This is a genomic window from Ruegeria sp. HKCCD7181, from assembly GCF_057221055.1.
On sequence record NZ_JBWVBC010000002.1, the window covers coordinates 24,794 to 48,411 of the forward strand.

At 55.5% G+C, this 23,618-nt stretch carries 24 protein-coding genes; 16 read left to right on the top strand and 8 right to left on the bottom strand.

All coding sequences use genetic code 11. The features are described 5' to 3' along the window. Positions 1-77 precede the first annotated feature (77 nt). The 9 genes from AC2TCY_RS03545 (at position 78) to AC2TCY_RS03585 (ending at position 9,852) form a co-directional block, all read left to right on the top strand. The gene (locus tag AC2TCY_RS03545; RefSeq protein WP_480845540.1) at positions 78-986 is read left to right on the top strand and encodes a LysR family transcriptional regulator; all 909 of its coding nucleotides are present in this window, start codon (positions 78-80) and stop codon (positions 984-986) included. Between the two features lie 489 nt (positions 987-1,475). Beyond that, a complete protein-coding gene (locus tag AC2TCY_RS03550; protein ID WP_480845541.1) occupies positions 1,476-1,964 on the top strand; it encodes a hypothetical protein in 489 nt (162 codons plus the stop codon). 193 nt (positions 1,965-2,157) lie between these two features. After that, entirely contained in the window at positions 2,158-3,186 is a 1,029-nt protein-coding gene (locus AC2TCY_RS03555) for an alcohol dehydrogenase catalytic domain-containing protein (RefSeq protein WP_480845543.1), read from the top strand. 75 nt (positions 3,187-3,261) lie between these two features. After that, positions 3,262-4,137: a branched-chain amino acid ABC transporter permease gene (locus AC2TCY_RS03560; protein WP_480845544.1), complete on the top strand. Its 876-nt coding sequence runs from the start codon at positions 3,262-3,264 to the stop codon at positions 4,135-4,137. A 4-nt stretch (positions 4,138-4,141) separates the two neighbouring features. Then, positions 4,142-5,239, top strand: a complete 1,098-nt coding sequence (locus AC2TCY_RS03565) for a branched-chain amino acid ABC transporter permease (RefSeq protein WP_480845546.1) — start codon at positions 4,142-4,144, stop codon at positions 5,237-5,239. Further along, on the top strand, positions 5,236-6,000 hold the full coding sequence (locus AC2TCY_RS03570; protein WP_480845548.1) for an ABC transporter ATP-binding protein: 765 nt from the start codon (positions 5,236-5,238) through the stop codon (positions 5,998-6,000). Before AC2TCY_RS03565 ends, AC2TCY_RS03570 begins: the two co-directional genes overlap by 4 nt. Then, positions 5,997-6,770: an ABC transporter ATP-binding protein gene (locus AC2TCY_RS03575; RefSeq protein ID WP_480845549.1), complete on the top strand. Its 774-nt coding sequence runs from the start codon at positions 5,997-5,999 to the stop codon at positions 6,768-6,770. Before AC2TCY_RS03570 ends, AC2TCY_RS03575 begins: the two co-directional genes overlap by 4 nt. Before the next feature lie 5 nt (positions 6,771-6,775). Then, positions 6,776-8,695: an AMP-dependent synthetase/ligase gene (locus AC2TCY_RS03580; RefSeq protein WP_480845550.1), complete on the top strand. Its 1,920-nt coding sequence runs from the start codon at positions 6,776-6,778 to the stop codon at positions 8,693-8,695. Then, positions 8,692-9,852 (top strand): ABC transporter substrate-binding protein, encoded by a 1,161-nt coding sequence (locus AC2TCY_RS03585; RefSeq protein WP_480845551.1) that lies wholly within the window; start codon positions 8,692-8,694, stop codon positions 9,850-9,852. The genes AC2TCY_RS03580 and AC2TCY_RS03585 overlap by 4 nt, the downstream gene beginning before the upstream one ends. Positions 9,853-9,921: 69 nt before the next feature. Here the strand turns inward: AC2TCY_RS03585 and rpsI are convergent, their stop codons facing one another. Next, complete coding sequence (gene rpsI, locus AC2TCY_RS03590; RefSeq protein WP_480845552.1) at positions 9,922-10,407, bottom strand: 30S ribosomal protein S9; 486 nt, start codon at positions 10,405-10,407, stop codon at positions 9,922-9,924. 6 nt (positions 10,408-10,413) lie between these two features. Then, positions 10,414-10,872, bottom strand: a complete 459-nt coding sequence (gene rplM, locus AC2TCY_RS03595) for a 50S ribosomal protein L13 (RefSeq protein ID WP_480845553.1) — start codon at positions 10,870-10,872, stop codon at positions 10,414-10,416. Positions 10,873-11,115: 243 nt separating this feature from the next. On the opposite strand from rplM, the gene AC2TCY_RS03600 reads away from it, so the two are divergent. Then, entirely contained in the window at positions 11,116-11,481 is a 366-nt protein-coding gene (locus AC2TCY_RS03600) for a nuclear transport factor 2 family protein (protein WP_480845555.1), read from the top strand. A gap of 4 nt (positions 11,482-11,485) precedes the next feature. Here AC2TCY_RS03600 and AC2TCY_RS03605 read toward each other — a convergent pair whose 3' ends face one another. Further along, positions 11,486-12,889, bottom strand: a complete 1,404-nt coding sequence (locus tag AC2TCY_RS03605) for an aminotransferase-like domain-containing protein (protein ID WP_480845556.1) — start codon at positions 12,887-12,889, stop codon at positions 11,486-11,488. A gap of 99 nt (positions 12,890-12,988) precedes the next feature. On the opposite strand from AC2TCY_RS03605, the gene AC2TCY_RS03610 reads away from it, so the two are divergent. Then, positions 12,989-13,216 (top strand): DUF1127 domain-containing protein, encoded by a 228-nt coding sequence (locus AC2TCY_RS03610; protein ID WP_480845558.1) that lies wholly within the window; start codon positions 12,989-12,991, stop codon positions 13,214-13,216. A 59-nt stretch (positions 13,217-13,275) separates the two neighbouring features. Here the strand turns inward: AC2TCY_RS03610 and AC2TCY_RS03615 are convergent, their stop codons facing one another. Further along, a complete protein-coding gene (locus AC2TCY_RS03615) occupies positions 13,276-13,719 on the bottom strand; it encodes a PaaI family thioesterase (protein ID WP_480845559.1) in 444 nt (147 codons plus the stop codon). 30 nt (positions 13,720-13,749) lie between these two features. On the opposite strand from AC2TCY_RS03615, the gene AC2TCY_RS03620 reads away from it, so the two are divergent. From AC2TCY_RS03620 to gluQRS, 3 genes are all read left to right on the top strand, one after another. Further along, positions 13,750-14,562, top strand: a complete 813-nt coding sequence (locus AC2TCY_RS03620; RefSeq protein ID WP_480845560.1) for an enoyl-CoA hydratase — start codon at positions 13,750-13,752, stop codon at positions 14,560-14,562. A gap of 250 nt (positions 14,563-14,812) precedes the next feature. Then, complete coding sequence (gene trmFO / locus AC2TCY_RS03625; protein ID WP_480845561.1) at positions 14,813-16,153, top strand: methylenetetrahydrofolate--tRNA-(uracil(54)-C(5))-methyltransferase (FADH(2)-oxidizing) TrmFO; 1,341 nt, start codon at positions 14,813-14,815, stop codon at positions 16,151-16,153. Positions 16,154-16,330: 177 nt separating this feature from the next. After that, a complete protein-coding gene (gene gluQRS, locus AC2TCY_RS03630; RefSeq protein ID WP_480845562.1) occupies positions 16,331-17,176 on the top strand; it encodes a tRNA glutamyl-Q(34) synthetase GluQRS in 846 nt (281 codons plus the stop codon). 47 nt (positions 17,177-17,223) lie between these two features. On the opposite strand, the gene hisI is transcribed toward gluQRS, so the two are convergent. Further along, positions 17,224-17,613: a phosphoribosyl-AMP cyclohydrolase gene (gene hisI / locus AC2TCY_RS03635; RefSeq protein ID WP_480845564.1), complete on the bottom strand. Its 390-nt coding sequence runs from the start codon at positions 17,611-17,613 to the stop codon at positions 17,224-17,226. A gap of 48 nt (positions 17,614-17,661) precedes the next feature. Between hisI and AC2TCY_RS03640 the strand changes: the two genes are divergently transcribed. Together AC2TCY_RS03640 and AC2TCY_RS03645 are read left to right on the top strand one after the other, a co-directional pair. Continuing rightward, positions 17,662-18,114, top strand: a complete 453-nt coding sequence (locus tag AC2TCY_RS03640; RefSeq protein WP_480845566.1) for an iron-sulfur cluster assembly scaffold protein — start codon at positions 17,662-17,664, stop codon at positions 18,112-18,114. 58 nt (positions 18,115-18,172) lie between these two features. Beyond that, complete coding sequence (locus AC2TCY_RS03645; RefSeq protein WP_480845568.1) at positions 18,173-18,811, top strand: MarC family protein; 639 nt, start codon at positions 18,173-18,175, stop codon at positions 18,809-18,811. Positions 18,812-18,996: 185 nt separating this feature from the next. Here AC2TCY_RS03645 and AC2TCY_RS03650 read toward each other — a convergent pair whose 3' ends face one another. The 3 genes from AC2TCY_RS03650 to ligA all read right to left on the bottom strand — a co-directional run bounded on the left by AC2TCY_RS03650 (position 18,997) and on the right by ligA (position 23,571). After that, positions 18,997-19,119: a hypothetical protein gene (locus AC2TCY_RS03650; RefSeq protein ID WP_480845569.1), complete on the bottom strand. Its 123-nt coding sequence runs from the start codon at positions 19,117-19,119 to the stop codon at positions 18,997-18,999. A gap of 112 nt (positions 19,120-19,231) precedes the next feature. Then, positions 19,232-21,322, bottom strand: coding sequence for an ATP-dependent DNA helicase RecG (recG, locus tag AC2TCY_RS03655; RefSeq protein WP_480845570.1), 2,091 nt, complete (start codon positions 21,320-21,322; stop codon positions 19,232-19,234). Beyond that, entirely contained in the window at positions 21,319-23,571 is a 2,253-nt protein-coding gene (gene ligA, locus AC2TCY_RS03660; protein ID WP_480845572.1) for an NAD-dependent DNA ligase LigA, read from the bottom strand. The genes recG and ligA overlap by 4 nt, the downstream gene beginning before the upstream one ends. Between the last annotated feature and the right edge of the window lie 47 nt (positions 23,572-23,618).

Consider the following 23,618-nt stretch of genomic DNA (forward strand, 5'->3'; position numbering starts at 1 on the left):
AAAGGTAACGGCAGGTTCGGAAATCGAAAAACGGGTTAAACTTGCCCTCAGCGTCGGTTTTTCCTACGGTACGTTGCATGCTTGGATCACTCCGCCACCTGAACGCCCTACGCGCCTTCGAGGCCGCTGCCCGCCACAACAGTTTCGCTAAGGCGGCGGCGGAGCTGAACGTCAGCCACAGCGTAATCAGTCAGCATATCAAGACTCTGGAACAGTGGTTGGGCACGGACCTGTTCCACCGTCTGGGCAATCGGGTCGAGTTAAGCGACGACGGCCGCGCGCTGCTGCCGCAGGTGTCCAACGGGTTGCAGGTGTTGAACGATGCCTGCGACGGCATGCTTCGCATGACACAAAGCGGTACGCTGGTGGTAAGCGCGGAACCGGCGCTTGCCTCGCTCTGGCTGCGCAAAAAGATCACGGAGTTCTGTCAAGAATATCCCAAGATCGACATCGACCTGCGACCGGCTTGGCAGCCGCCACAACTGGGTGAAGGCCATGCCGACATGGTGGTCCACTTCGAAACACGCCAGACCGCCGGAGAAGGCCGCCAACAACGCCTGTTTCCGATCAACGGCTTTCCTGCTTGCACCCCGAGCTTGCGCGACCAACTACTGGCGGACGGGACCTGCGATTGGAACAAAGTGCCGCTTGTTCACGACAACGGGCGTGAAATCTGGCATCAGTGGTTTTCCACGTACGAGCCCGCGTCCCAGCGCTGGCAGGACGGGCGAGTCTATTCCGATCTATCCCTTGCGATCGACGCGGCTGTTGACGGTGAGGGATTGGTGCTCGCGGACGAGATATTGTGTGCCAAGGCCCTAGAGTCAGGAGCACTGGTAAAATTCGATCTCCGGATGATCGAATGCGTTTGGTATACGATTGCATTTCCAAGCAGCACACGTGCAGGAGCAGCGACTGATACCTTCGTAGGCTGGCTCAGTACAAAAAATCCTGCGGATGAGCTTCAAAGCAAAACTCAGCAGTAAACCTGACCTCCACGCAGTGAACAGATAGGGAAAGCATTCCACCAAATCTTCCCGGAAACTCCTGCACTTCAGAGCACTCTTGCTAACGGCAAAACGGAAGATCATCCCCCTACCCGATCTGACACTTTGTATAGCAACCCATCCGGCCAACCATTCCGAATTTTCCCTTTTTTGCCTCACGAAACCTCTGTTTTGGAAACCGCAACACTTCGCACAGGCGTCGGAACGGGCTGGAGAACAGTTGTGGGTGCAATTCCACTCAGCGTCTAAATCCCTGCCATTCTGCCCCAAAAGATTTCCTGATTAGAGCTTTATGCAATTCTGATAGCCCCCTAACAGACACCAACGGCGTGAATTTGCCTGTACGTTCCCACTCAATCAGCGCACTGTGGCCCAAACCCGGATTCTGAAAAGATTGCCCCGGTTTTCCCCTTTGCGATCAGGTAGTTTTACCCCATCTGGGCGATACATCGTTCTAAGGAGACTCATATGTCGCGTTTATTACTTATCATCATCATCGCCGGCATTGGCGCCGGTGCGTATTACTATATGACCCAACCCGACCCTACACCGGCTGAACAACTGCAATCCGCTGCACAGGACGCAACTGAAGCCGCCAGCGAGGCCGCATCGGCCGTGCAGGAGGCTGCAAGTGATGCCGCAAATGCGGTTACCGAACAAGCCGCCGAAGCCGCTTCTTCACTGACTGACCAGGCCAACGACGCCGCCGCCGAGGCCGGAGAGCAAGTCGCTGCTCTTACGGCACAGGGTCAGGACTTGTTCAACTCGTGGCTGCAAGAGGGCATGCTGACAGCCCAGCAATTCGATTACGACGCCATGGTTGCATCGGTTCAGGACAGCACTCTGACGCAAGAGGTAAAAACCCAGGCCGTAGCGATTCTAGACAAGATCAAAGCCTCACCAGAGACAATCACTGCAGAAATTCAGAAACTGCAAACTTTGTTGACACAGCAATAAAAAAGGACGGGCCGACCCCTGTGGTCGGCCTGTTCCGTCAGGTCAGTTCGGCGCGTGATTGACGCCGGACAGACCATTTGATTGGCTTGAATTTAATCCACGTCGCAAATCTCTGGCTTCCGTCCTCTCGCCATTTCCATGGCCTTCAGAGGAGCCGCTGGCGACTGATCCGATCCAAAGCAAGGAATGCTGAATGCCTGACCTCCCATCCTCGATGTTTGCCGTCGTTCAGAAATACGATGGTTTTTCAGGCACTGCCACGGAGCCGACGCTTGATGCTGCCGATGACTGGCTGGAATCAACCGAATTGTCCGTGCCCTCGCCCGGACCCGGGCAGGTATTGATCCGGTTGCGCACGGCATCCGTGAACCCCTCGGACATTCATTTCATCAAGGGCGAATACGGCCAGCCCCGCGTTAAGGGTTCCCCCGCCGGGTTCGAGGGATGCGGCGATGTCGTCGCAACCGGCAAAGGGGCCGAAACACTACATGGCCAGCGTGTCGCCTTTGTGGCTGCGGGCTCGGGGGCTTGGGCGGAATTCGCATTGACGCAGGCGCAGATGTGTATCCCCTTGCGAACCGACATCTCGGATGACGACGGGGCTGCCCAGATCGTCAATCCTCTGACGGCCATGGCGATGGTCGACATCGCTCGCGGCGACGGTAACGCTTTTGTTGTCTCAGCCGCAGCCAGCCAGTTGGGCAAACTGATGTGTAGCCTGGGGCGCGATCTGGGATTGAAGCCAATCGCGTTGGTACGGCGGACCGAAGCCGTTGACGCGCTCAGGGAAATTGGAGCCGCACAGACTCTCGATACGACACAGCCGGATGTTGCGCAGAAATTCGCGGATATCTCTGCCACCTTGAAACCTCGTGTATTCCTGGACGCGGTTGCGGACCAGCTCTCGGAACAACTGTTTTGCGCGATGCCCAACGGTGCAAGGTGGATCTGCTATGGCAAACTGAGTTCTGAGTTGCCGCGCCTGACCCAGATGGGGCAGTTGATCTTTATGGATAAGCGGATCGAAGGGTTCTGGCTGACCAAATGGATGATGTCCACACCGCCTGCGGATCAAATGCGGGTGGTGACCGAAGTACAGGCTCGCTTCGCTGACGGTCGTTGGAAAACCGATGTATCAGAACGGCTTTCTCTGCGGGAGGTGGTGCCAAATCTCGCTCTCGCGCTGAAAAAGAGTGACGGAAAGGTGATTATCACGCCATAGTAGAACCGCGCCCCGGCGTTCACAGGAGACCGGGGCAAAAACGACGCCGGACATACCGGCACAAGGAGGGAGAGTTTGGACAACGCGCAACTGCTGATCAGCGGTCTGGCCAATGGATGCGTCTATGGTCTGATCGCGCTTGGCTTTGTGCTGATTTACAAGGCGACCGAGGCTGTGAATTTCGCTCAGGGCGATTTTATGATGCTGGGCGCCTTTGTCACCATCGGCCTGACAAACACTGAATATATGGGCCTGCCCTTTTGGCTGGCTCTGCCAATTTCACTAGGGATCATGGGGGCGTTTGGCTATCTGGTCGACCGTCTGATCATCCGCCGCCTGTTCGGTGAAAGCCAGACAGCAGTTGTTATCCTGACAATCGCCATGGGGTTTGTAATCCGCTTTGTTGCTGGGTTGATCTGGGGGCATGAACCTCAGACCTTGCAGAACCCTTTGGCCGGGAAAGATATCCGGTTCGGTGGGCTGGTACTGGGGCTGGAGGATGTCGCCGTCATTGTCGTTACTGTGCTGCTGACTTGGGCTCTTTACCTGTTTTTCAGCAAGACCAAATTGGGGCTGGCCATGCAAGGCGCATCCCAGAACCAATTGGCGGCCTACTACATGGGCATTCCGGTCAAACAGGTTCAGGGTTTCATCTGGGCCCTGGCAGGAGTTGTTGCGGGAATTGCGGGTATATTGTTCGCAGCCAAAGGTTCGGTGGATCCCACAACGGGCCTGCTTGGCATAAAAGCCTTTGCGGCGGCAGTAATCGGCGGCTTTGGCAGCCTGCCGGGTGCCTTGGCCGGAGGTCTGATTGTCGGCGTGATTGAACCGTTTGCCAGCCGATACATCGCTGCCGGGTACAGCCAGATCGCACCCTACGCCCTTCTGCTGGCCGTGTTGATATTCCGCCCGAACGGGCTGTTCAGTCAGGTTAGGGTCAAAAAGGTCTAGTTGCATGCGGATCGTATTCAAAACCGACTACATGCAGGATATCCGGCCGTGGAAAGACGGGTATCAGCTAAGCCTCTATCTGATCCTGCTGGCCGTGGTAGCAGTGGCCCCATGGTGGCTGGACGCCTTCTATCTAGGAGAACTGACCAACGTTCTGATCTGGGCCATAGCTGGCCTTGGCCTGATGATCCTGACCGGTCACACCGGTCAGGTCAGCCTGGGTCACGCAGCTTTTCTGGCCTTTGGGTGTTACGCCAATGTTGTTCTGATCGAGGCAGGTGTACCCTTTTTGATCGCCTTTCCAGCCGCGGGTATTTTGACCGGCATCGCGGGCGTTACTGTCGCAATCCCCGCCCTGCGATTGCATGGAATATACCTCGCCATATTCACCCTTGCGCTGTCGATACTGATGGATGACATCATTGTGTTGGCCGAACCCGTTACCGGAGGAGTCGCCGGTAAATATCTGGGTGGTGTAGAGATTTTTGGGGTTATAGTTGACCGTTGGGCTACCCCTGATCAGTTTTTCTGGCTGGTGTTGAGTGTCGCTGTTCTGGTCACGCTGGGCTATATCAATCTGCTCAGAACTCCGCTGGGGCGCAGCTTTATCGCAGTGCGAGACTCTGAGGTTTCAGCGCAGGCTATAGGTGTGGATATTGCCCGCACCAAAGCAGTCTCGTTCGCCCTGTCCTGCACCGTCACTGGCTGGGCTGGTGCGTTGATGGGGCTTTATGCAGGGGCATTCAATAATGAGACGTTCAGTGTTCTGATTTCCATTCAGTTGCTGATGATGGTCGTCATCGGCGGTCTGGGATCGATCCACGGCGCCTTCCTGGGTGCCATTGTGATTGGGTTCCTGCCGCAGTTTCTGTCGATCGCTAAGGAATATGTCGGTGCCTTGTTCGGAGGCAACACGGTTGCCATACCGGGGCTGGAATTCGGCGTATTCGGCATGATCCTGATCGCCTTTATCCTGTTCGAACCCATGGGCATGTATGGCAGATGGCTGAAGATCCGCACCTGGTTCGAGCTGTTCCCATTTTACCGGAAGGATATGTTCAAACGGCAAAAGAGCTACCTCAAGACGGAGCGTCTGAGATGAGCTTGCTGGAATTCGAGAGTGTTACACTCAAATTCGGCGGGCTGACTGCGGTGAACGACTTGTCATTTGCGGTCGATCAGGGCGAAGTCTTCGCTATCGTCGGACCCAACGGTGCGGGTAAATCCACTGTTTTCAATCTGATCTCACGGTTTTACGAACCCAACGCAGGTTCTATAACATTCGACGGTCATAATCTGCTGCAAGTCAAACCTTCTGGCGTCGCAGCCTATGGTGTTGCACGGACATTTCAGAACATAGAACTGTTCGAACACGCATCCGTGCTGCAAAACCTGTTGGTCGGGCGCCATCGGCATCGCAACACCAACCTGCTCTCAAACATCTTGTTCACGCCATCCGCACGTCGGCAGGAGCTTGAGAACCGTGAAAAGGTCGAAGAAATAATAGACTTTCTTGATCTGCAGGCGTTTCGGGACAAGATGATCTCGGGATTGCCCTACGGGGTGCGCAAAGTGGTCGAAGTGGCTCGCGCGCTGGCGACAGAACCCAAGCTGTTGCTGCTGGACGAACCGGCCTCGGGCCTTTCAGTCGAAGAAACTACGGATCTGCGCTGGTGGATCGAAGATATCCGGCGGCAGATCGGAATCACAGTTCTGATGGTCGAACATGACATGGGGCTTGTTTCGGCCGTGTCCGACCGGGTTCTGGCCATGGCCGATGGGGCGATGCTGGCACTTGGACCCCCCGCAGAGGTCCAGTCACACCCCGCCGTGGTCGAGGCGTATCTGGGGAAAGCCTCATGAGCGAACCCATCCTGAAAATCCGCAACATCGAAAGCTTCTATGGCCCGATCATGGCCATTCGCGGAGTTTCGCTGGATGTACATCAGGGTCAGATCGTATCAATACTTGGGGCAAATGGGGCCGGTAAGACAACATTGATGAAAACAGTGTCCGGCGTGATGGACCCTGAAAAAGGAAGCATCACGTTCAAGGGTCGCGACATTCAGGGGGCAGAGCCGCACAAGATCGTGAAAAGCGGTATCGTGCATGTTCCCGAAGGCCGGGAGGTTTTCCCACTGCTGACGGTCGACGAAAATCTCAGCCTCGGGGCTTATACCCTGTCGAACAAAGCGCAGGTAGAACAGGATCGCGATCTGGTCTTTACATACTTCCCGGCATTGAAAGACCGTCGCGATCAAGAGGCTGGAACCCTGTCAGGTGGACAGCAGCAGATGCTTGCAATCGGGCGCGGCCTGATGGCCAATCCTAAAATCATGCTGCTGGATGAGCCGTCGCTGGGCCTGTCTCCGCTACTTGTGCAGGAGATTTTCGGCATTCTAAAACGGCTGAATGACGAGCAGAACATGACAATGTTGCTGGTCGAGCAAAACGCCAATGCGGCGTTGGAGCTAGCTGATCATGGCTATGTCATGGAGGTTGGTCGTATCGTGATGGACGGCGCGGCGGATATGCTGATGCAGGCTGAAGACATCCGAAGTTTCTACCTCGGCGTCCAGGAAGAAGGCAGCCGTGAAAACCGCCGCTGGAAGCGGAAGAAGACGTGGAGGTAGACCGGATGGACGCCAGCCCCCTGCCCCCGCAAGTCACGATTAACGGCGTCCGGTTCAATGCCACGCCCGGCCAACGACCATTGCGCGTCGACGGCTGCATAACAATCAGCGAGCTGTTTCAGAAACGGTGTGCTGAATTGGGCGCCCGTACAGCTCATCGGGAAAAAGATCTGGGGATATGGAAATCCTGTTCCTGGACCGACTACTGGCAACGCGCTAAGTGGATTGGTCTTGCCTTGCGCAAGTTAGGCTTAAAGCGCGGAGAGGTCGTCTCGATCCTGTCCGAAGACCGCAAGGAATGGGCTTGGTTCGACATGGGCATTCAGGGTGTCGGCGGCATCGCGTCCGGCATCTACACCACCGATGCGGCCAGTCAGGTCCAATATATCGTCACCGACAGCGGCAGCCGATTTCTGATTGTCGAAGATGAAGAGCAGCTGGACAAATTCCTGGCCGTTGAACACGCGTTGCCGGATCTGCTGAAGGTCATCATTCTCGAAGACGAAGGCCTGCATAACCTCAATCATCCGCGCTGCATGATGATCGACGACCTCTACGCCCTTGGCCAACAGGCAGAGGCTGAAGAACCCGGCACGTTTGAAGCGGAAATTTCCCTGACAACTCCGCAGGACACCGCCCTTCTGGTTTATACCTCCGGAACGACCGGAAAGCCTAAGGGTGCGATGCTGAGCAACGAAAACATCATGGCGGCCATCGAATCCGGCGCGCATTCGTTGCCCGGCTTCGAGTCGGATGAGCAGCTGTGTTTCCTGCCGCTTTGCCACATTCTTGAACGCGACGTTTCGGTCTATTTCCCGCTCGCCTCGAAATGCACCGTCAACTTTGCCGAAAGCCCCGAAACGGTCTTTGCCAATCTGCAAGAGGTCTCGCCCGATACCTTTACTGCCGTTCCACGCGTCTGGGAGAAGATTTATTCGCATGTACATTTCATGGAGAAAGAGGCCACGACGACGGGGCGAATAGCCTTTGCCAGGGCCCTCGCAGCGGGGATGGAACGGGCGGACTACATTCTAAGCGGCAAAACCGTTCCACCAATCCTTGCAGCTCGGTTCTGGTTATGGGATCGGCTGGTTCTGCGCAATCTGCGGCGAATGCTGGGTTTGGACAAGTTGCGGCGCGGCGGCTCTGGAGCTGCTCCGATCTCACCTGAGTTGCTGAAATGGTATTGGGCTATCGGCGTGCCGCTGGTCGAGGGGTTCGGGATGACCGAAACCTCGGGTATCGCATCGCTCAACACGCCTGACGCGAACAGAATTGGAACGATCGGACTACCCGTTCCGGGCAATGACCTGCGGATTTCGGACGAAGGAGAAATTCAGATCAAAGGTCTGAATGTCTTTCAGGGCTATTGGCACAACAACGCGAAAACGGCTGAAACCTTTACGGCTGACGGATGGTTGTGCACCGGCGACATGGGGCGCATTGATGAAGAAGGCTTCGTCACTATCACCGGACGTCTTAAGGACATCATCATCACCGCCGGTGGCAAGAACGTCACCCCTGCTGAGATCGAAAGCCGAATGAAGTTCAGCCCCTATATCTCGGATGCGGTTGTCATCGGGGATCAGCGTAAGTTCCTGACAGCCCTGATCATGATCGACCAGGAAAACGTGGAGAAATTTGCGCAGGAACAAAAGATCCCCTTTTCGGATTTCACGTCTCTTTGTTCTGCGTCTGAGGTCAAAGATCTGATCCACGCCGAAATTGTTTCCATAAACAAGGACTTTGCGCGAGTGGAACAGATCAAGGATTTCCGTTTGATCAACGTTTTGCTGACAGCCGATGATGACGAGCTGACGGCGACCATGAAACTGAAACGTAACCTGGTGGAAAAGAAACACGCACATTTAATCGAAGATATGTACCATGAGACAGGGCTTGGCCCACAGGGAGGAGAGATATGAAGGAATTTGTAAGTGGACTGGTCGCCGCAACCACCTTAACCGTTTTAGCATCGTCGGGATGGGCTGAAACACAGGGCGTGACCGACGATGAAATTGTCATTGGTTCGGTCAATGACCTTAGTGGGATTTTCGCAGCTGTTGGCGTTCCCGCGACCAAGGGCGCTAACGTGGTCTTCGACCGGGTCAATGCAAACGGTGGCGTGCATGGTCGTACGATCCGTTACGTGGTCGAGGATAACGGCTATCAAATGCCACGCGCGATGCAGGGCTACAACAAGCTGCTGAATCGAGACAAGGTATTCGCAATGCTGCAGTCGCTGGGTACGCCGATGAACCTGGCCGGATTCAAGTTGCTGGATCCCAAGGGCATTCCCAACGTCGCCCCTTTGACCGCCGCGCGCCAAATGCTGCAAGAACCGATGAACAACAAGTTCACTTCATTTTCGTCCTATTATGACCAAAGCCGGGTGGGTGTGAAATATCTGGCCGAGCAGTTCGGGTCGCAATCCGTCTGCACCATGTATCTGCCAACCGATTTTGGGGAAGAGATTTTGGAGGGCAGCAAAGCCGGTGCCGAAGAAGCAGGAATTAGCTTCGCCGCCGAAACCACTCATAAACCTGATGAAACCGACTTCGTTGGTTCACTTAGCAAATTGAAGGAAGAAGGTTGTGACATCGTCACAATTGCGCTTGGTGTACGTCAAGCAATTACGATTGTGGGCACAGCCAAAAAGATGGGGCTTGAAGATATGAAGTTTCTCGGCACTGCAGCCAGCTTCCTGACAGTTGTGGCGAAAGTGCCCGGAGGTGTGACAGACGGGTTTTATGCAGCCGCATCCTGGCAGGATCTATGGGCCCGCGCAGACGAGCCAGTTCCCGCTGCCTTTATCAAAGAGTACAAAGCCGCGACTGGTGAGGACCCTGTCGGCTTTGCGATGCTTGGCTATTCCGCTGCCGAGATGATGGTCAAAGCTTTGGAAGCCGCTGGCCCTGACTTAACGCACGAAAGCTTTATCGCCGCCATGGAGACTCTGGACTATCAGGATGAACTGGTTGGCAACCACATGACCTTTGGTCCGGACGACCATCAGGGCGCAGACTCGGTTTATGTCAATGTGGTCGAGAACGGCAGCTGGAAGCTGGTCTACGAAGAATAAACTTGTGAAACAGCCAATAAAAAAGGGCTCGCACATGCGAGCCCTTTGAAATTTTGTAGTCCGCAGCGATTAACGCTTCGAGAACTGGAACGAACGACGCGCTTTGCGCTTACCGTATTTCTTACGTTCCACAACGCGGCTGTCGCGGGTCAGGAAGCCAGCAGCTTTCAGCGCGCCACGCAGCGACGGATCGTACAGCTGCAGCGCCTTCGAGATGCCGTGCTTGACTGCACCGGCTTGACCGGTCAGGCCACCGCCTTTGACAGTTGCTACAACGTCGAACTCACCTTCAACACCAGCAACTTGGAACGGCTGGCGCAGGATCAGCTGCAGAACGGGGCGTGCGAAATACACGTCCTGATCTTTGCCGTTCACGGTGACCTTGCCGGAACCCGGCTTGATCCACACGCGGGCAACAGCGTCTTTACGCTTGCCGGTGGCGTAGGAGCGGCCCAGCTCGTCACGTACGGGTTCACGCACGATGACTTCTTCGGCCACGGTTTCAACGCCTGCGACGGCGCTCAGCTCTTCGAGAGTATTGATCTGATCAGCCATCGGTCATTAGCTCCGGGTGTTTTTCTTGTTCATGGACTTAACGTCCAGAACTTCGGGCGACTGGGCTTCATGCGGGTGCTCGGCACCGGCATAAACGCGCAGGTTGGTCATAACCTGACGCGACAGGCGGTTGCCAGGCAGCATGCGCTTGACCGCTTGGGTCACGACGCGCTCGGGGTGTTTACCCTCGAGGATCTGCTGCTTGGTGCGCGACTTGATGCCGCCCGGGTGGCCAGTGTGCCAGTAGAAGTTCTCTTCGCGCTTCTTGCCGGTCATCTGGATTTTGTCAGCGTTGATCACGATGACATTGTCGCCCATGTCCATGTTCGGGGTGAACGACGCTTTGTGCTTGCCACGCAGGCGCATGGCGACGATCGAGGCAAGACGGCCCAGAACAACGCCCTCGGCGTCGATCAGGATCCATTTCTTGTCGATGTCTGCAGGTGTTGCAGAAAAGGTTTTCATGGCAGGATAGTCCTGTTTGATGTGAAAGACCGCCCCAAGCCGGTGCGGTCCGAATTCGATGGATGGGTATTTAGAGGCAGTCGAAATGCACGTCAAGGACATCAATCCTTATTTATATTAGTGTTTTCAATATCTTACAAAATAGGTATTATTTTACCCCATTGCGCACGCCCAAACCTGAGCCTCAAATCTACTCGATTGCTATAATCACACTATTCTTTAAGTCAGTTACGGAGCGCCGCCATGCAAGATTTACACCAAACAATCAGCGACTACGGAGCCGCATGGCAAGAATCCGATGCAAACAAACGGCTCGATCTGCTGACATTTTGCTTTGCAGAAAACGGCCGTTATGTCGACCCAACCGCGGACGTCAATGGACGCGAGGAACTGTCTGCACATATTGGCAAAATCCTCAAAAACTCAGATGGGCGTATTGAGATTACCAGCAAACCAACCAGCCACCACGATGTGATTCACTTCACTTGGCACATGGTCGGTCCAGACGGTTCCGTTTTTGTAGCCGGCCATGACTTTGTTCGGCTCGACGCGAGCGGCAAGATCGCCCATCTGGCTGGCTTTTTTGGTGACCCTGCCCCATTGGGGTGAAGCATCAAACGCTAATCTGCTCTGGCGGGTTATCCAGCAATGCGCGCAGCCGCAGCATCGCGTCCTCGAATTGGTCCAATGTAACGTGCCCGTTCACAGCGATGCGGACGGCATTCGGTGCCCGCCCGTCCCGAAGCGCGAACTCGTCAGCTGACCGTATTTGAATCCCCTCACGCTCTGCAGCGCGACTGAAAGCAGCAGAACGCCAGCCAGACGGCAGGTTTAGCCAGACAAAAGGGATCTCTGCATCCCAGTTCAGGTCAAACCCGCCAAGTGCATTCACCGCCACCCGGACATATTCGCCCATCTTCACGCGTACGTCTTTTGCCAGTTGTCGTGCCCGAGGATCGCTGAGCAGCAATCGGGTCAATTCCGCCAACGGTTGCGCCAGACCAAAATACCCGTACTCGGCAGACCTACGCAAATCGCCGCTCCGTTCCTTCGGTGCAATCGCAAAACCGACGCGCAAAGCCGGTGTAAGTGTTTTGGAGATAGAAGACACATGCCAACCGCGTTCCGGTGCCAGTGCCCGATAACTGGGCGCACGCGCTTCCCCCATGCGATAGCAGTCGTCTTCAATGATTTGCAGATCGTATCGGCGCGCGATCTCGATCACCTCTTTACGTCTCTCCAGCGGAGAATGACTACCCGTAGGGTTCTGCACCTCAGGAGACACGCATATGGCCTGAGCTTGTGTGTGACGCAAAACATGGTCCAGCGCATCTGGGTTTATGCCCCATTTATCCAGTTTCACACCCACCACTTCGGCGCGCATCAATTCACCGGCCCGTCGGAACCCGGCATAAGATAGGTCCTCGACCAGAACAACTGGTTTCGGCCCTTTCAGAACTGTTTGGAATACCACACACAGGCCGCTTTGACCGCCATGTGTCAACACAATGTCGTCGGCATTCAATGCACCGAGCGGCAAGTCTGCCAACCATTCGACCACGGTCTGCCGAACTGGTTGATAAGCGTCTCGCGTAGGGTAATTCATGAACATTCGCGGATCACCCTGGGCGATTTTGGCCAAACATTCCCGGATCAAGGTGACCTGTCCGACATCCGGCAAGCGCGGGCTGAACAGGCTGACATTGGCGTCATATTTGTCATCCCGCAGATGCAATTGCCGCGACCAGACGTCGTCCAGAATAGGAGATCTCGGGGGAGCCACGAATGTACCACGCCCGACCTCAGCTTGTAGCAATCCCTCGTCTGTCAGGATGGTATAGGCCCGTGCGACTGTACCAGGTGTGATTTGTAACCTGTAGGCAAGCTCCCGCACCGGAGGCAGCTTTGTTCCAACCTCCAGCGTTTTGTTTTCTATCGCTTTTCGGATCGTATCTGCAACCAGTGTATACTTTGGCCCCTTTGCCTTAGGGAGCGCTTCGGGCCAAATTGTATCCATTACAATTCTTCCTTTGATTTTGACACAATCCTGAATGTATCAAACACATGTACCGAGCATTTATACTTTGTGTCAATACAATTTTGAAAGGATACCCAAATGACACGCGCAATGCACAACCCCGCCCTTTTGCTGCTGAACGACAGTCAACGGCTGCCGCTGATCGCCGCGCTGGCCGTGCGGTTTGCGGCGTCGGTCACGAAATGGGAACAACGTCGTCGCAGCCGTGTTAATCTCGGTCGCCTGGATGACAGACTTCTTCGCGACGTTGGTTTGACCAGCTATCAGGCGCGAAATGAATCCAAACGCTATTTTTGGATGAACTAACTATCCCCAGTCCCAATTATTGGGACCTCTTCCTGGGCCGGGGTTTACCCCGGCCTTTTTTATCCGAACGCTGCCGCCGCCGAGCCTTCAGGCGGGATTGAATAGGTCAGGCTTGCTCGCGCAACGGGTTGGTCCGAGCCTTCCGAGAACATCAGCACGTCCCCAACTGCCAGACTCCGCCCGAGCTTTAGCAGTCGGCACTCCGCAATCATATCAGCCGACCCATTTGGTTTTCGCAGAAAATCCATCGAACTGCTGGTCGTTACGGCCAATGATTGTCGCCCTTTACGCGCCAGGATCATCGCGTAAACACTGACATCCGCCAGCCCGAACATAGACGGCCCGGACACCGTGCCACCGGGGCGTAAATGGCGGTCTTCGACAACAAGGCGCATCGTGATGGATGACTCGGTCAGATCCTCCACAACGAAATCACTGTGAACCTGCGGAAAAACCTGAGCCAGGTACGCGGTCAATTCTTCTTTGTTCAGCGCCAATGACATGCTTTCCCTCCGTGCCTAGCCGCCCTACAGTTGGCCGACAGCCAGCAGGAGGGCAAGATGGCAATTCTGGAACGTAACGACACAGGTGCAATTGCTCATTTAAAGATGAACGCACCGGATCGGTTGAACGCGTTGAGCGATGAGATGCTGGCCGCCCTTCAAGTTGAACTGGATGCCTTGAAAGTGGATCACACGATTCGAGTGGTGGTGCTATCCGGCGAAGGCAAGGCGTTCTGTGCCGGGCACGACCTGAAACAGATGACTCAAGGCCGTCAGGCCGAAGACGGTGGAAAGGCATATTTCGAAGACTTGTTCGCACGTTGCGCGAAAATGATGATGTCCGTTCAGGCCCTGCCCCAACCTGTCATTGCGCAAACCCACGGCATTGCGACCGCTGCAGGTTGCCAATTGGTAGCGACCTGCGATCTGGCTGTAGCCGCCGAAGGAACCCGGTTTGGCGTGAACGGAGTGAATATCGGGCTGTTTTGTTCGACTCCAATGGTAGCGCTCAGCCGCAATATCCCGCGCAAACACGCATTCGAGATGCTGACCACAGGCGACTTCATTTCCGCGGAACGCGCGGCTGAACTGGGTTTGGTCAATCGAGTGGTGCCTGAAACGTTGCTGGAACAGGAAACAATTGCACTGGCCGAGCAATTATCCCGGAAACTGGGCTCAGCCGTTAAGATTGGAAAACAAGCGTTTTATCAGCAGCTTCAGATGCCGCTAGACCAAGCTTACGCCTATACTGCGGACGTAATGGCGCAGAATATGCTGTACCGGGAAACCGAAGAAGGTATTTCCGCATTTATCGAAAAAAGACCGCCAAATTGGCAGCAGTAACGCAATTGTTCCGCATAATTTTAATGACTGTTCGCATTTTTGGACTTTTCAAAGGGGCGACACTGTGGCAAAGGTGGGACAAGGCTAAGGCCTTGATTGTGCTTTTGGGTCGCCGTGGGCGGAAGGTCCCTCCAAGCTGGTTTCTCTCACCGGCGTAGACATTCCCGCAGCGGCGACCCCAAGACTCCCAGACAAATTATTGGCGAAACGCGCGTTGCGTCTGACTGTGCTCTGCCCTATTTGGCTGCTCATGACACAAAAATTGCATATCGTTGGCGGCGGCATGGCCGGATCCGAAGCTGCTTGGCAGGCGTCAGAAATGGGTGTGGATGTTGTCATCCACGAAATGCGGCCAAAAGTGGGAACATTTGCGCATCAAACCGGCAATCTGGCCGAGATGGTGTGCTCCAATTCCTTCCGTTCGGACGACGATGAACAAAATGCTGTTGGTTTGCTGCATTGGGAAATGCGCGCCGCTAATGGGCTGATTATGTCGACCGCGGATGCGCATCGACTGCCCGCCGGTGGAGCGTTGGCGGTGGACCGCGATCCGTTTGCCGAATCCGTCACGGCCAGACTGCTTGCGCACCCACGTGTGTCCGTGACCGCGGAAGAGGTGACAGCTTTGCCCGACAGTGACCAATGGATTTTTGCCACTGGTCCTCTGACCTCACCGGATCTGGGTGTTGCTATCCGTGCCGAAACCGGAGCCGAGGCGCTGGCGTTCTTCGACGCAATAGCGCCCATCGTTTATGCCGACAGCATAGACATGAGCCAAGCCTGGATGCAGTCCCGCTATGACAAGGGCGAGACCGAAGAAGAGCGCACCGCTTATCTAAACTGTCCGATGGACCGCGATCAGTACGAGGCATTCATCGACGCGTTGCTGGCTGCCGAGAAAACAGAATTCCACGAAGGTGAAACCGCGGGCTATTTCGATGGTTGCCTGCCGATCGAAGTCATGGCCGAGCGTGGCCGTGAAACCCTTCGTCACGGCCCCATGAAACCGGTTGGCCTGACCAATCCCCACCAACCCGATGTGAAACCCCACGCTGTCGTGCAACTTCGGCGTGACAATGCTCTGGGCACCTTGTTCAACATTGTCGGCTTTCAGACCAAAATGAAATACGGCGCACAAACCGATGTTTTCCGTATGATTCCGGGTCTTGAGAATGCCAGTTTTGCGCGCCTTGGTGGCATTCATCGCAATACGTTCATCAACTCGCCGACCCTGTTGGATGCGCAAATGCGGCTGAAGTCGCGCCCCAACATTCGTTTCGCCGGGCAGATCACCGGCGTAGAAGGTTATGTCGAAAGCGCGGCTATGGGGTTGCTGGCGGGCCGTTTGGCAGCGGCAGAAATCCTTGACCGTCCGCTGCCTGAGGTTCCGCAGGACAGCGCAATGGGCGCTTTGATTCACCACATTACTGGAGGAGCCGAGGCCAAGACGTTCCAACCGATGAATGTGAATTTTGGTCTGTTCCGACCGGTCGATGGCCTCAAAGGCGGGCGACGGGGCCGCAAGGACCGTTACAAGGCGTATACAGACCGGGCTAAAGCCGTTTGGACAGATTGGTTGGCTCATTGCTGACTGGACGCATCTGCAAGGCTGCGCCTAGAGTATTCGCATGTACCCTGTATCTCATAGTATCACGGTCTTTCGAGAAGATGCCCGGGCAGACAAGTCTGTCACCTGTGACAAGCTTCGCCTCGTGATGATAAAGCGACCAAGAGACATTAATTTTTACATATATAGCTTTGATAAAACGTGACATTCACCACTAGATTCGCACCTTCACCGACGGGTCCCTTGCATTTGGGGCATGCCTATTCAGCGCTGTTGGCTTACGACCTGGCGGTAGCCCATGGCGGGCAGTTCTTGTTGCGGATTGAGGATATTGACCAATCCCGGTCCCGCATTCAATGGGAAGACCAGATTTATGAGGACCTCGCTTGGCTAGGGCTTAAATGGGCTCAGCCCGTGATGCGGCAATCAGACCGATTAGCTCGCTATCGTCAGGCGTTGGACATTCTCATCGAAAAGAACCTTGTCTACCCGTGTTGCTGCAACCGTGCAGATATTGAAGCGGCCGCTGGAGCGCCTCAGGAAGGTGTTCCACAATTCGGACCGGACGGGCGCATATATCCCGGCACCTGCCGTCATCGCCTCATGTCCGAAGCTGGTCCAAATGACGTCATGCGATTGAACATAAAGAAATCTCTGGATGAGATTGTTTTACCATCGTTTCAAGAAACAGGTGCCGCTAATTACGGGTATCATTCGCTTGATCCAGAAACCCTGTTGCAATCCGTGGGAGATATTATCCTTGTGCGCCGTAACATGGGCAGCTCTTACCATCTGTCCGTTGTCGCGGATGACGCAGATCAGAAGATTACACATGTCGTCCGCGGAGAAGATCTGTTTGATGCAACGCAAATCCACGTCTTGCTTCAAACCCTGCTTGGATTGCCGATACCGACCTATTACCACCACCAATTGATCCGTGACCTGTCCGGTAAGCGCCTGGCAAAGCGCGATGACGCCCGCGCAATCGCCAAGTACCGCTCCGAGGGAGCTTCGCCCAAGGACATCAGGGCCATGGTCGGTCTGTGAGAACTATTTTTGATTGTCTCATAAAAGGAGTGCTTCTCGTCGGAACCTCATTCCATCGGAGACATCAATTCCACCTCAGCACCGTCCCTCATAGCTGTGTAAAAGCAGCTGCGCCTGTTGGTGTGACAGGCTGGTCCGGTCTGCCGAACCAGAACCAACAGGCAATCCCGGTCACAGTCGATCCGCAAGTCAACGAGTTCCTGCACATGGCCTGAACTTTCGCCTTTTACCCAAAACGCTTGACGGGACCGTGACCAATAAGTGACGCGCCCCGATGTCAGCGTTCGCTCAACAGCTTGCGCATTCATCCAGGCCATCATCAGGACCTCGCCCGAACCTTCGTCTTGCGCAATTGCGGGTATCAACCCTGCGTCGTTAAATTTCAGAGTCGACGGGTCGAACGAGACAGTGTGTGACATAGCAAAAACCTTTTGCATCCCAGAGCCTGGCCACTATGTATGGGGAACATCCAACGAGGGAAAGCCATGTCCGGCGAAACAGACCTTATCAAGCTTTATTCTGGGCGCATTCTGGCGCTGGCGGCTGATATTCCGCATCTGGACCGGCTGGATAACCCCGATGCAACGGTTAAAAAGCGGGCCCCACTGTGTGGGTCAACTGTAACGGTAGACATCAAAGTGCAGGACGGACGAATTTCCGAATACGGTCAGGACGTCAAAGCCTGTGCGTTGGGCCAGGCATCAGCTTCGGTCGTGGGTAACGCCATCATAGGCGCCACACGCGCCCAGGTGGAAACCGCCCGAGACCAGCTGTCTGACATGCTGAAAAAAAACGGCCCTGCCCCGGATGCACCGTTTGACGGGCTTGAGGTACTGATACCCGCCCGCGAGTACAAGAATCGGCACGCCTCGATCCTGTTGGCGCTCGAAGCAGCGTCTGAGGCTATCAAACAGGCTGAACAGGCCAACTGCGCGTAATCGTGGTGTTCTCTGACAAACCCGTCTAGTCTCACTCCAATTCTGAGGGAGAGACGGATTGAACAATTTGTTGGAGCATTTCGTCACGCTTTGGGTCGTCATTGACCCGATCGGTACAATCCCTGTTTTTATCGCCGTCACAGCGGGCATCGAAGTTACCGCCAGACGAAAAACAGCACTGTTGGCTGCTTTGGTCAGCGCTGGCGTTTTGTTGTTCTTTCTGGTTTTCGGGCAACTGCTGATCGAAGCACTGGATATCGGCCTCAATTCATTTCAGGTTGCCGGCGGGATAATTCTGTTTCTTTTTGCACTGACGATGATTTTTGGAGAAAGCAAACAGGACATCGAACAGCGGCAGGCCGAAGAGGACTTGGAAGACAAAATGCACAAGGCCAACCCAGCGATATTTCCGCTGGCCGTGCCGTCGCTGGCTTCGCCTGGTGCCATGCTGGCGATCGTCATTCTGACTGACAACAATCGGTTCAGCGTGGCAGATCAGGGGATTACAGCCTTAGTCATGCTGTCCGTAATCGCCATTGCGTTTGTTCTGATGCTACTGGCTGAACCGATCATTCGCTGGATCGGCCATTCAGGCGCCGCAATCATCAGCCGTGTTATGGGCATGATTTTGGCGTCGGTTGCCGTCAATTCAGTATTGTCGGCCATGCTCGAAATAATCCACACCGGTCAGCTATAAAAAAACCGCCGCTCCTTCCGGGCGGAAAGGGCGGCGGCAGGCAATGCGTGTCTCGTGTGGGATCCGGAATTCCGCGTGGGGCCGAGGCAGGCCCCTTCAAGGGATTTGGGACAGGCAGGTCACCCTTGATATAGATGGGGATGATAAACGCGGGTCATTCGGCACGAGATCGCAGGCAGAAAGGGTCAGAACCCCATCGGTAGGTGAAGGGCAACCATCAGCATAACCACCAAAGACGCAACGCCCGCTGCATCCTGCAAAAGCGTGGCCTGCGAACGGCTGAAAGCGGTCTTGATCTGGGTCAGCATAGTCTCACCTCCGGTCAGAGCTTTAATCCTTTGTTGACCTTTTGTTCTCATATTTTTCCGAGTCGGTAAAGAACTTTTTGAGAACATTTGTGAACTTAGCGGAACAAATTGGCTAACCCACTGAAATCAAACGGATCGCCTGATCCTGTTTCATCAACCACAACAGAACACGGGCCGCCTGTCCACGTTCCGACTTCAGTTGGGGATCACTTGCCAGTAGAGCTCGTGCGTCAGACTGCGCCACAGCCATCAGCCCGGCCTGTCGTTCCAGATCGGCAATGCGGAATTTTGGCAGACCGGACTGGGCGGTTCCAATCAGATCACCAGCCCCTCGCATCTGTAAATCTGTTTCAGCAATGCGAAACCCATCTTCGGTCTCACGCAGTACTTCCAGCCGTTTTCTCCCGCCCTCGCTAAGCGGGGCCTGATACATCAACAGACAGGTCGACGCATCTTCGCCGCGTCCGACGCGCCCTCTCAGCTGATGGAGCTGTGCAAGCCCAAATATCTCGGCCCGTTCGATAACCATGATTGTGGCGTTGGGAACATTCACACCAACTTCGATGACCGTTGTCGCCACCAGAACCTTGGTCTGCCCTGTCTGAAATGCAGCCATGGCCGCGTCCTTATCAGCCGGTGGCATCTGGCCGTGAACCAACCCAACGACATCATCACCCAGCAGCGCTCGTAAACGTTTGAAACGCTCTTCCGCCGCTGTCAGATCCGAAACCTCGGACTCATCGACCAAAGGACACACCCAATAACACTGCGTACCTTCCTCAATCGCCCGGCGAAGATGGGCCACCACCTCTTCCATGCGCTGGGTGCTTACTATCGCGGTTTTGATGGGTTTTCGTCCGGGCGGCTTCTCATTCAGAACCGACACATCCATGTCGCCATATTGAGCCAACGCCAAGCTGCGTGGAATGGGAGTGGCGGTCATGACCAGAACGTCTGCGCGCCGCCCTTTCTCGGACAGCTCCATGCGCTGCCGAACACCAAATCGATGCTGTTCGTCGACGACAGCCAGACGCAGATCGTGAAATTCAACGTCTTCCTGAAACACCGCATGCGTTCCGACCAGAATTTGGATGTCGCCGCGTTTCAGCGCCGCCAACTTAGCGCGCCGCTCAGCTCCTTTGTCGCGCCCTGTCAGAATTTCCAGCACCACACCCGCCTCTTCGGCAAGCGGCCGCAGCCCTTCGAGATGTTGGCGCGCAAGTATTTCGGTAGGCGCCATCATGACCCCCTGCCCTCCGGCCTCGACCGCGATCAGCAGCGCAAGAAACGCCACTAACGTCTTACCTGCACCCACGTCCCCCTGAAGTAATCGGTTCATCCGTGTATCGGACGCCATGTCGGTGGAAATGTCGCCAACCGCGCGCGATTGTGCCTCTGTGGGGCGATACGGCAAACTGTTCAGGACATTGGACTGAAGCTTTCCGGTTCCAACGCTGACTACCCCGCGGGTCTTCCGTTCACGCAGGCGCGCCAAAGCCAAAGTGAGTTGGTGCGCGAACAGTTCATCATAGGCCAGCCGTTCCCGCGCCGGGGCAAATGGTGCCACGTCATCCGCCCCTCTTGGATGGTGCGCCGCCTGCATGGCCGTTACCCAATCGGGCCAGTTTTGGCGGTCGACCTGCGCTGGATCGGCCCACTCCGCCAAGTCAGGTGCGCGCTCCAGAGCACTCTGCGCCGCCTTATACGCAGTTTTCTGAGTGACGCCCTGTGTCAAATGATAGACTGGTTCGAACTCGGGCAACTCTCCCGCTTCCTCTGGAGGTACAATGTGATCCGGGTGAACCATCTGCGCCATACCATCGAACAGTTCCAGCTTGCCCGAAACCACCCTGCGGGAACCTTGAGGCAGAATTTTCTTTAGGTAATCACCACGCGCATGGAAGAAAACAAGCTGGAAATCGGATTGACTGTCTTCAACCTGAATACGATATGCTCCACCGCGATTTCGCGCAGGACGATGAGCCCCAACCGTCACTTCTACCGTCAGCGTCGAGGGCAGATCGGCACCTTTGATCGTATCGCGACGCCGCCTGTCCACGACCGCATAGGGTAATGAAAACAGCACGTCACGCGGGGACTCGATCCCCAGCTGCGCCAAGTGCTGAGCGGTCTTGGGGCCAACACCATCCAGCGTTTCCAACCCAGCGAATAGCGGGAAAAGTTTCTCGGGACGGCCCGTCATGCATCCCCGATCAGCTGCAACCAGCCATCTTCGTCCAGGGTTTCTATCCCAAGGTCCGCCGCTTTCTTAGCCTTTGATCCCGCACCCGGCCCAGCAATCAGCAGGTCGGTCTTTTGGCTAACAGAACCGGACACCTTTGCCCCCAACGCTTCGGCCCGTGCCTTTGCCTCTGCGCGGGTCATTTTTTCCAGCGTTCCGGTAAAGACAACGGTCTTTCCGGCCACAGGGCTGTTCGTGGCCGGTGCATCGGGCGCGACAATCACCAAATGGCCACGCAAATCGTCAAACGCCCGTCGCTCATCCGCGTTGGCGAAGGCATCGGACAAAGACAATCCCAGCGTCGCGCCGATGCCATCAATTCCAGTCAGATCCGACCAAGCGATGGCTGCGGCTGCAGGAACATCCAGCGCGGTGGTCGCAGCGTCCCGCGCCTCCTTGATACGCGCCCGGCGATTTTCGGTCACCGCGGTGTTCCGCTCGGCTTCTTCTGCTTCATCTGCCTGTCGATGCGCCAACGCGGCGGGACGCGCTGTATCGATGGCTTGTGCCATGGAGTCCCAATCGCGATAATAAAGTGCCAGATCGCGCGCGCCCACTTCACCCACATGTCGAATGCCAAGGGCAAACAACAGGCGCGCAAAGGGAATAGTCCGTTTTTCATCAATTGCCGCGAAAAGATTACTGGCCGACGTCTCACCCCAACCGTCCCTGTTTTTCAGGCGAGCAAGATTTTGGGCGTCGCGCACCTGCAATGAGAATATGTCGGCGGGCACGTTTATGGGCAGAACCGGGTCGTCATAGAACATCTCGACTTGCTTTGCACCCAGCCCCTCAATGTCGAAGGCTTTGCGTGAAACAAAATGTTTCAGCTTTTCAACGGCCTGAGCCGGGCAGATCAGGCCTCCGGTACACCGACGCACCGCGTCGCCATCTTCCCGAATAGCCTCGCTATGGCATTCCGGGCATTTCGTTGGGAATTTATAGGGGTCAGCATCGTCGGGCCTTTTGCTTAGATCAACGTCCGCGAGTTTTGGTATAACATCGCCCGCCCTGTAGACCTGCACCCAGTCGCCAATTCGAATATCTTTGCCGCCCCTGATCACACCGCCTTTGGCATCCCGCCCGGCAATATAGTCTTCGTTGTGCAGCGTTGCGTTCGAAACAACAACACCGCCGACAGTTACCGGATGTAACCGAGCCACAGGGCTTAGCGCACCGGTACGACCGACCTGAATGTCGATCGCCTCGAGCCGGGTCCAGGCCAGTTCTGCCGGGAATTTATGCGCAATCGCCCAGCGGGGCGTCGTTGACCGAAACCCAAGCCGGGCTTGAAGACCCAGGTCGTTCACCTTGTAGACAACCCCGTCGATGTCATATCCAAGGGTCGCACGCTGTGCTTCGATCTGGCGATAATGATCCAGCATCTGCTGGGTTGTGTCACACAACCTAGTCAAGTCGTTTACTTGGAACCCAAGAGACTTCAGTCGCTGAATTGCCTCCATTTGTGTATTCGCCAATGGCGCGGACAATTCCCCCCAGGCATAAGCAAAAAACCGCAGCGGACGTGATCGAGTGATCGACGCGTCCAGTTGCCGTAAAGAACCAGCCGCAGCGTTTCTGGGATTGGCAAATGTCTTGCCCCCGGTTTCGGTTTGTCGCGCGTTGAGTGCATCGAAATCGGCGTGAGACATATAGACCTCGCCGCGTACTTCCAACACATCGGGTGCATCGTCGATTTCATGTGGAATATCGGTCACCGTTAACGCGTTGGCAGTCACGTTTTCACCGACTTCGCCATCACCACGGGTTGAGGCCTGAACCAACTTGCCGCGCTCGTACCGCAAAGACAACGAAAGACCGTCAATTTTGGGCTCAGCGGTAAAAGCGAGCGGCGCATCGCCGGACAGACCAAGATACTTTCGAATCGAACGATCGAAATCGGCGACGTCTTCGTCATCGAACGCATTGCCCAAAGACATCATGCGAACAGCATGCGTAACCTTCGAGAACCCCTCTGCAGCGCGCGCGCCAACCTGATCAGTCGGGCTATCCGGACGCTTGAGATGCGGAAATCGCTCCTCGATGTCCAAGTTCCGGCGCTTCAAAGCGTCGTAATCCGAGTCCGATATCTCTGGTGCGTCCTCGGCGTGGTACAGTTGGTTGGCCCTGAGGATTTCAGCTGCCAGCCGAGCCAATTCAGCCTGCGCCGTGTCCTCGGTCAGCTCTGATACCGGAATGGATTCGCTCATGGCCTCGCCCCGTCACGTTTTCTTGGACCCCAGTGATAGGGCGAGGC

Bases quoted from the DNA above. Each gene is read 5' to 3' on its own strand.
- AC2TCY_RS03605 (WP_480845556.1), bottom strand. From the start codon at position 12,889: ATGGATACAATTTGGCCCGAAGCGCTCCCTAAGGCAAAGGGGCCAAAG.
- AC2TCY_RS03600 (WP_480845555.1), top strand. From the start codon at position 11,116: ATGCAAGATTTACACCAAACAATCAGCGACTACGGAGCCGCATGGCAA.
- AC2TCY_RS03550 (WP_480845541.1), top strand. From the start codon at position 1,476: ATGTCGCGTTTATTACTTATCATCATCATCGCCGGCATTGGCGCCGGT.
- AC2TCY_RS03545 (WP_480845540.1), top strand. From the start codon at position 78: ATGCTTGGATCACTCCGCCACCTGAACGCCCTACGCGCCTTCGAGGCC.
- rpsI (WP_480845552.1), bottom strand. From the start codon at position 10,407: ATGGCTGATCAGATCAATACTCTCGAAGAGCTGAGCGCCGTCGCAGGC.
- AC2TCY_RS03585 (WP_480845551.1), top strand. From the start codon at position 8,692: ATGAAGGAATTTGTAAGTGGACTGGTCGCCGCAACCACCTTAACCGTT.
- AC2TCY_RS03610 (WP_480845558.1), top strand. From the start codon at position 12,989: ATGACACGCGCAATGCACAACCCCGCCCTTTTGCTGCTGAACGACAGT.
- trmFO (WP_480845561.1), top strand. From the start codon at position 14,813: ATGACACAAAAATTGCATATCGTTGGCGGCGGCATGGCCGGATCCGAA.
- hisI (WP_480845564.1), bottom strand. From the start codon at position 17,613: ATGCAAAAGGTTTTTGCTATGTCACACACTGTCTCGTTCGACCCGTCG.
- AC2TCY_RS03650 (WP_480845569.1), bottom strand. From the start codon at position 19,119: ATGCTGACCCAGATCAAGACCGCTTTCAGCCGTTCGCAGGCCACGCTT.
- recG (WP_480845570.1), bottom strand. From the start codon at position 21,322: ATGACGGGCCGTCCCGAGAAACTTTTCCCGCTATTCGCTGGGTTGGAA.
- AC2TCY_RS03575 (WP_480845549.1), top strand. From the start codon at position 5,997: ATGAGCGAACCCATCCTGAAAATCCGCAACATCGAAAGCTTCTATGGC.
- ligA (WP_480845572.1), bottom strand. From the start codon at position 23,571: ATGAGCGAATCCATTCCGGTATCAGAGCTGACCGAGGACACGGCGCAG.
- AC2TCY_RS03615 (WP_480845559.1), bottom strand. From the start codon at position 13,719: ATGTCATTGGCGCTGAACAAAGAAGAATTGACCGCGTACCTGGCTCAG.
- rplM (WP_480845553.1), bottom strand. From the start codon at position 10,872: ATGAAAACCTTTTCTGCAACACCTGCAGACATCGACAAGAAATGGATC.
- AC2TCY_RS03555 (WP_480845543.1), top strand. From the start codon at position 2,158: ATGCCTGACCTCCCATCCTCGATGTTTGCCGTCGTTCAGAAATACGAT.
- AC2TCY_RS03580 (WP_480845550.1), top strand. From the start codon at position 6,776: ATGGACGCCAGCCCCCTGCCCCCGCAAGTCACGATTAACGGCGTCCGG.
- AC2TCY_RS03570 (WP_480845548.1), top strand. From the start codon at position 5,236: ATGAGCTTGCTGGAATTCGAGAGTGTTACACTCAAATTCGGCGGGCTG.
- AC2TCY_RS03565 (WP_480845546.1), top strand. From the start codon at position 4,142: ATGCGGATCGTATTCAAAACCGACTACATGCAGGATATCCGGCCGTGG.
- AC2TCY_RS03640 (WP_480845566.1), top strand. From the start codon at position 17,662: ATGTCCGGCGAAACAGACCTTATCAAGCTTTATTCTGGGCGCATTCTG.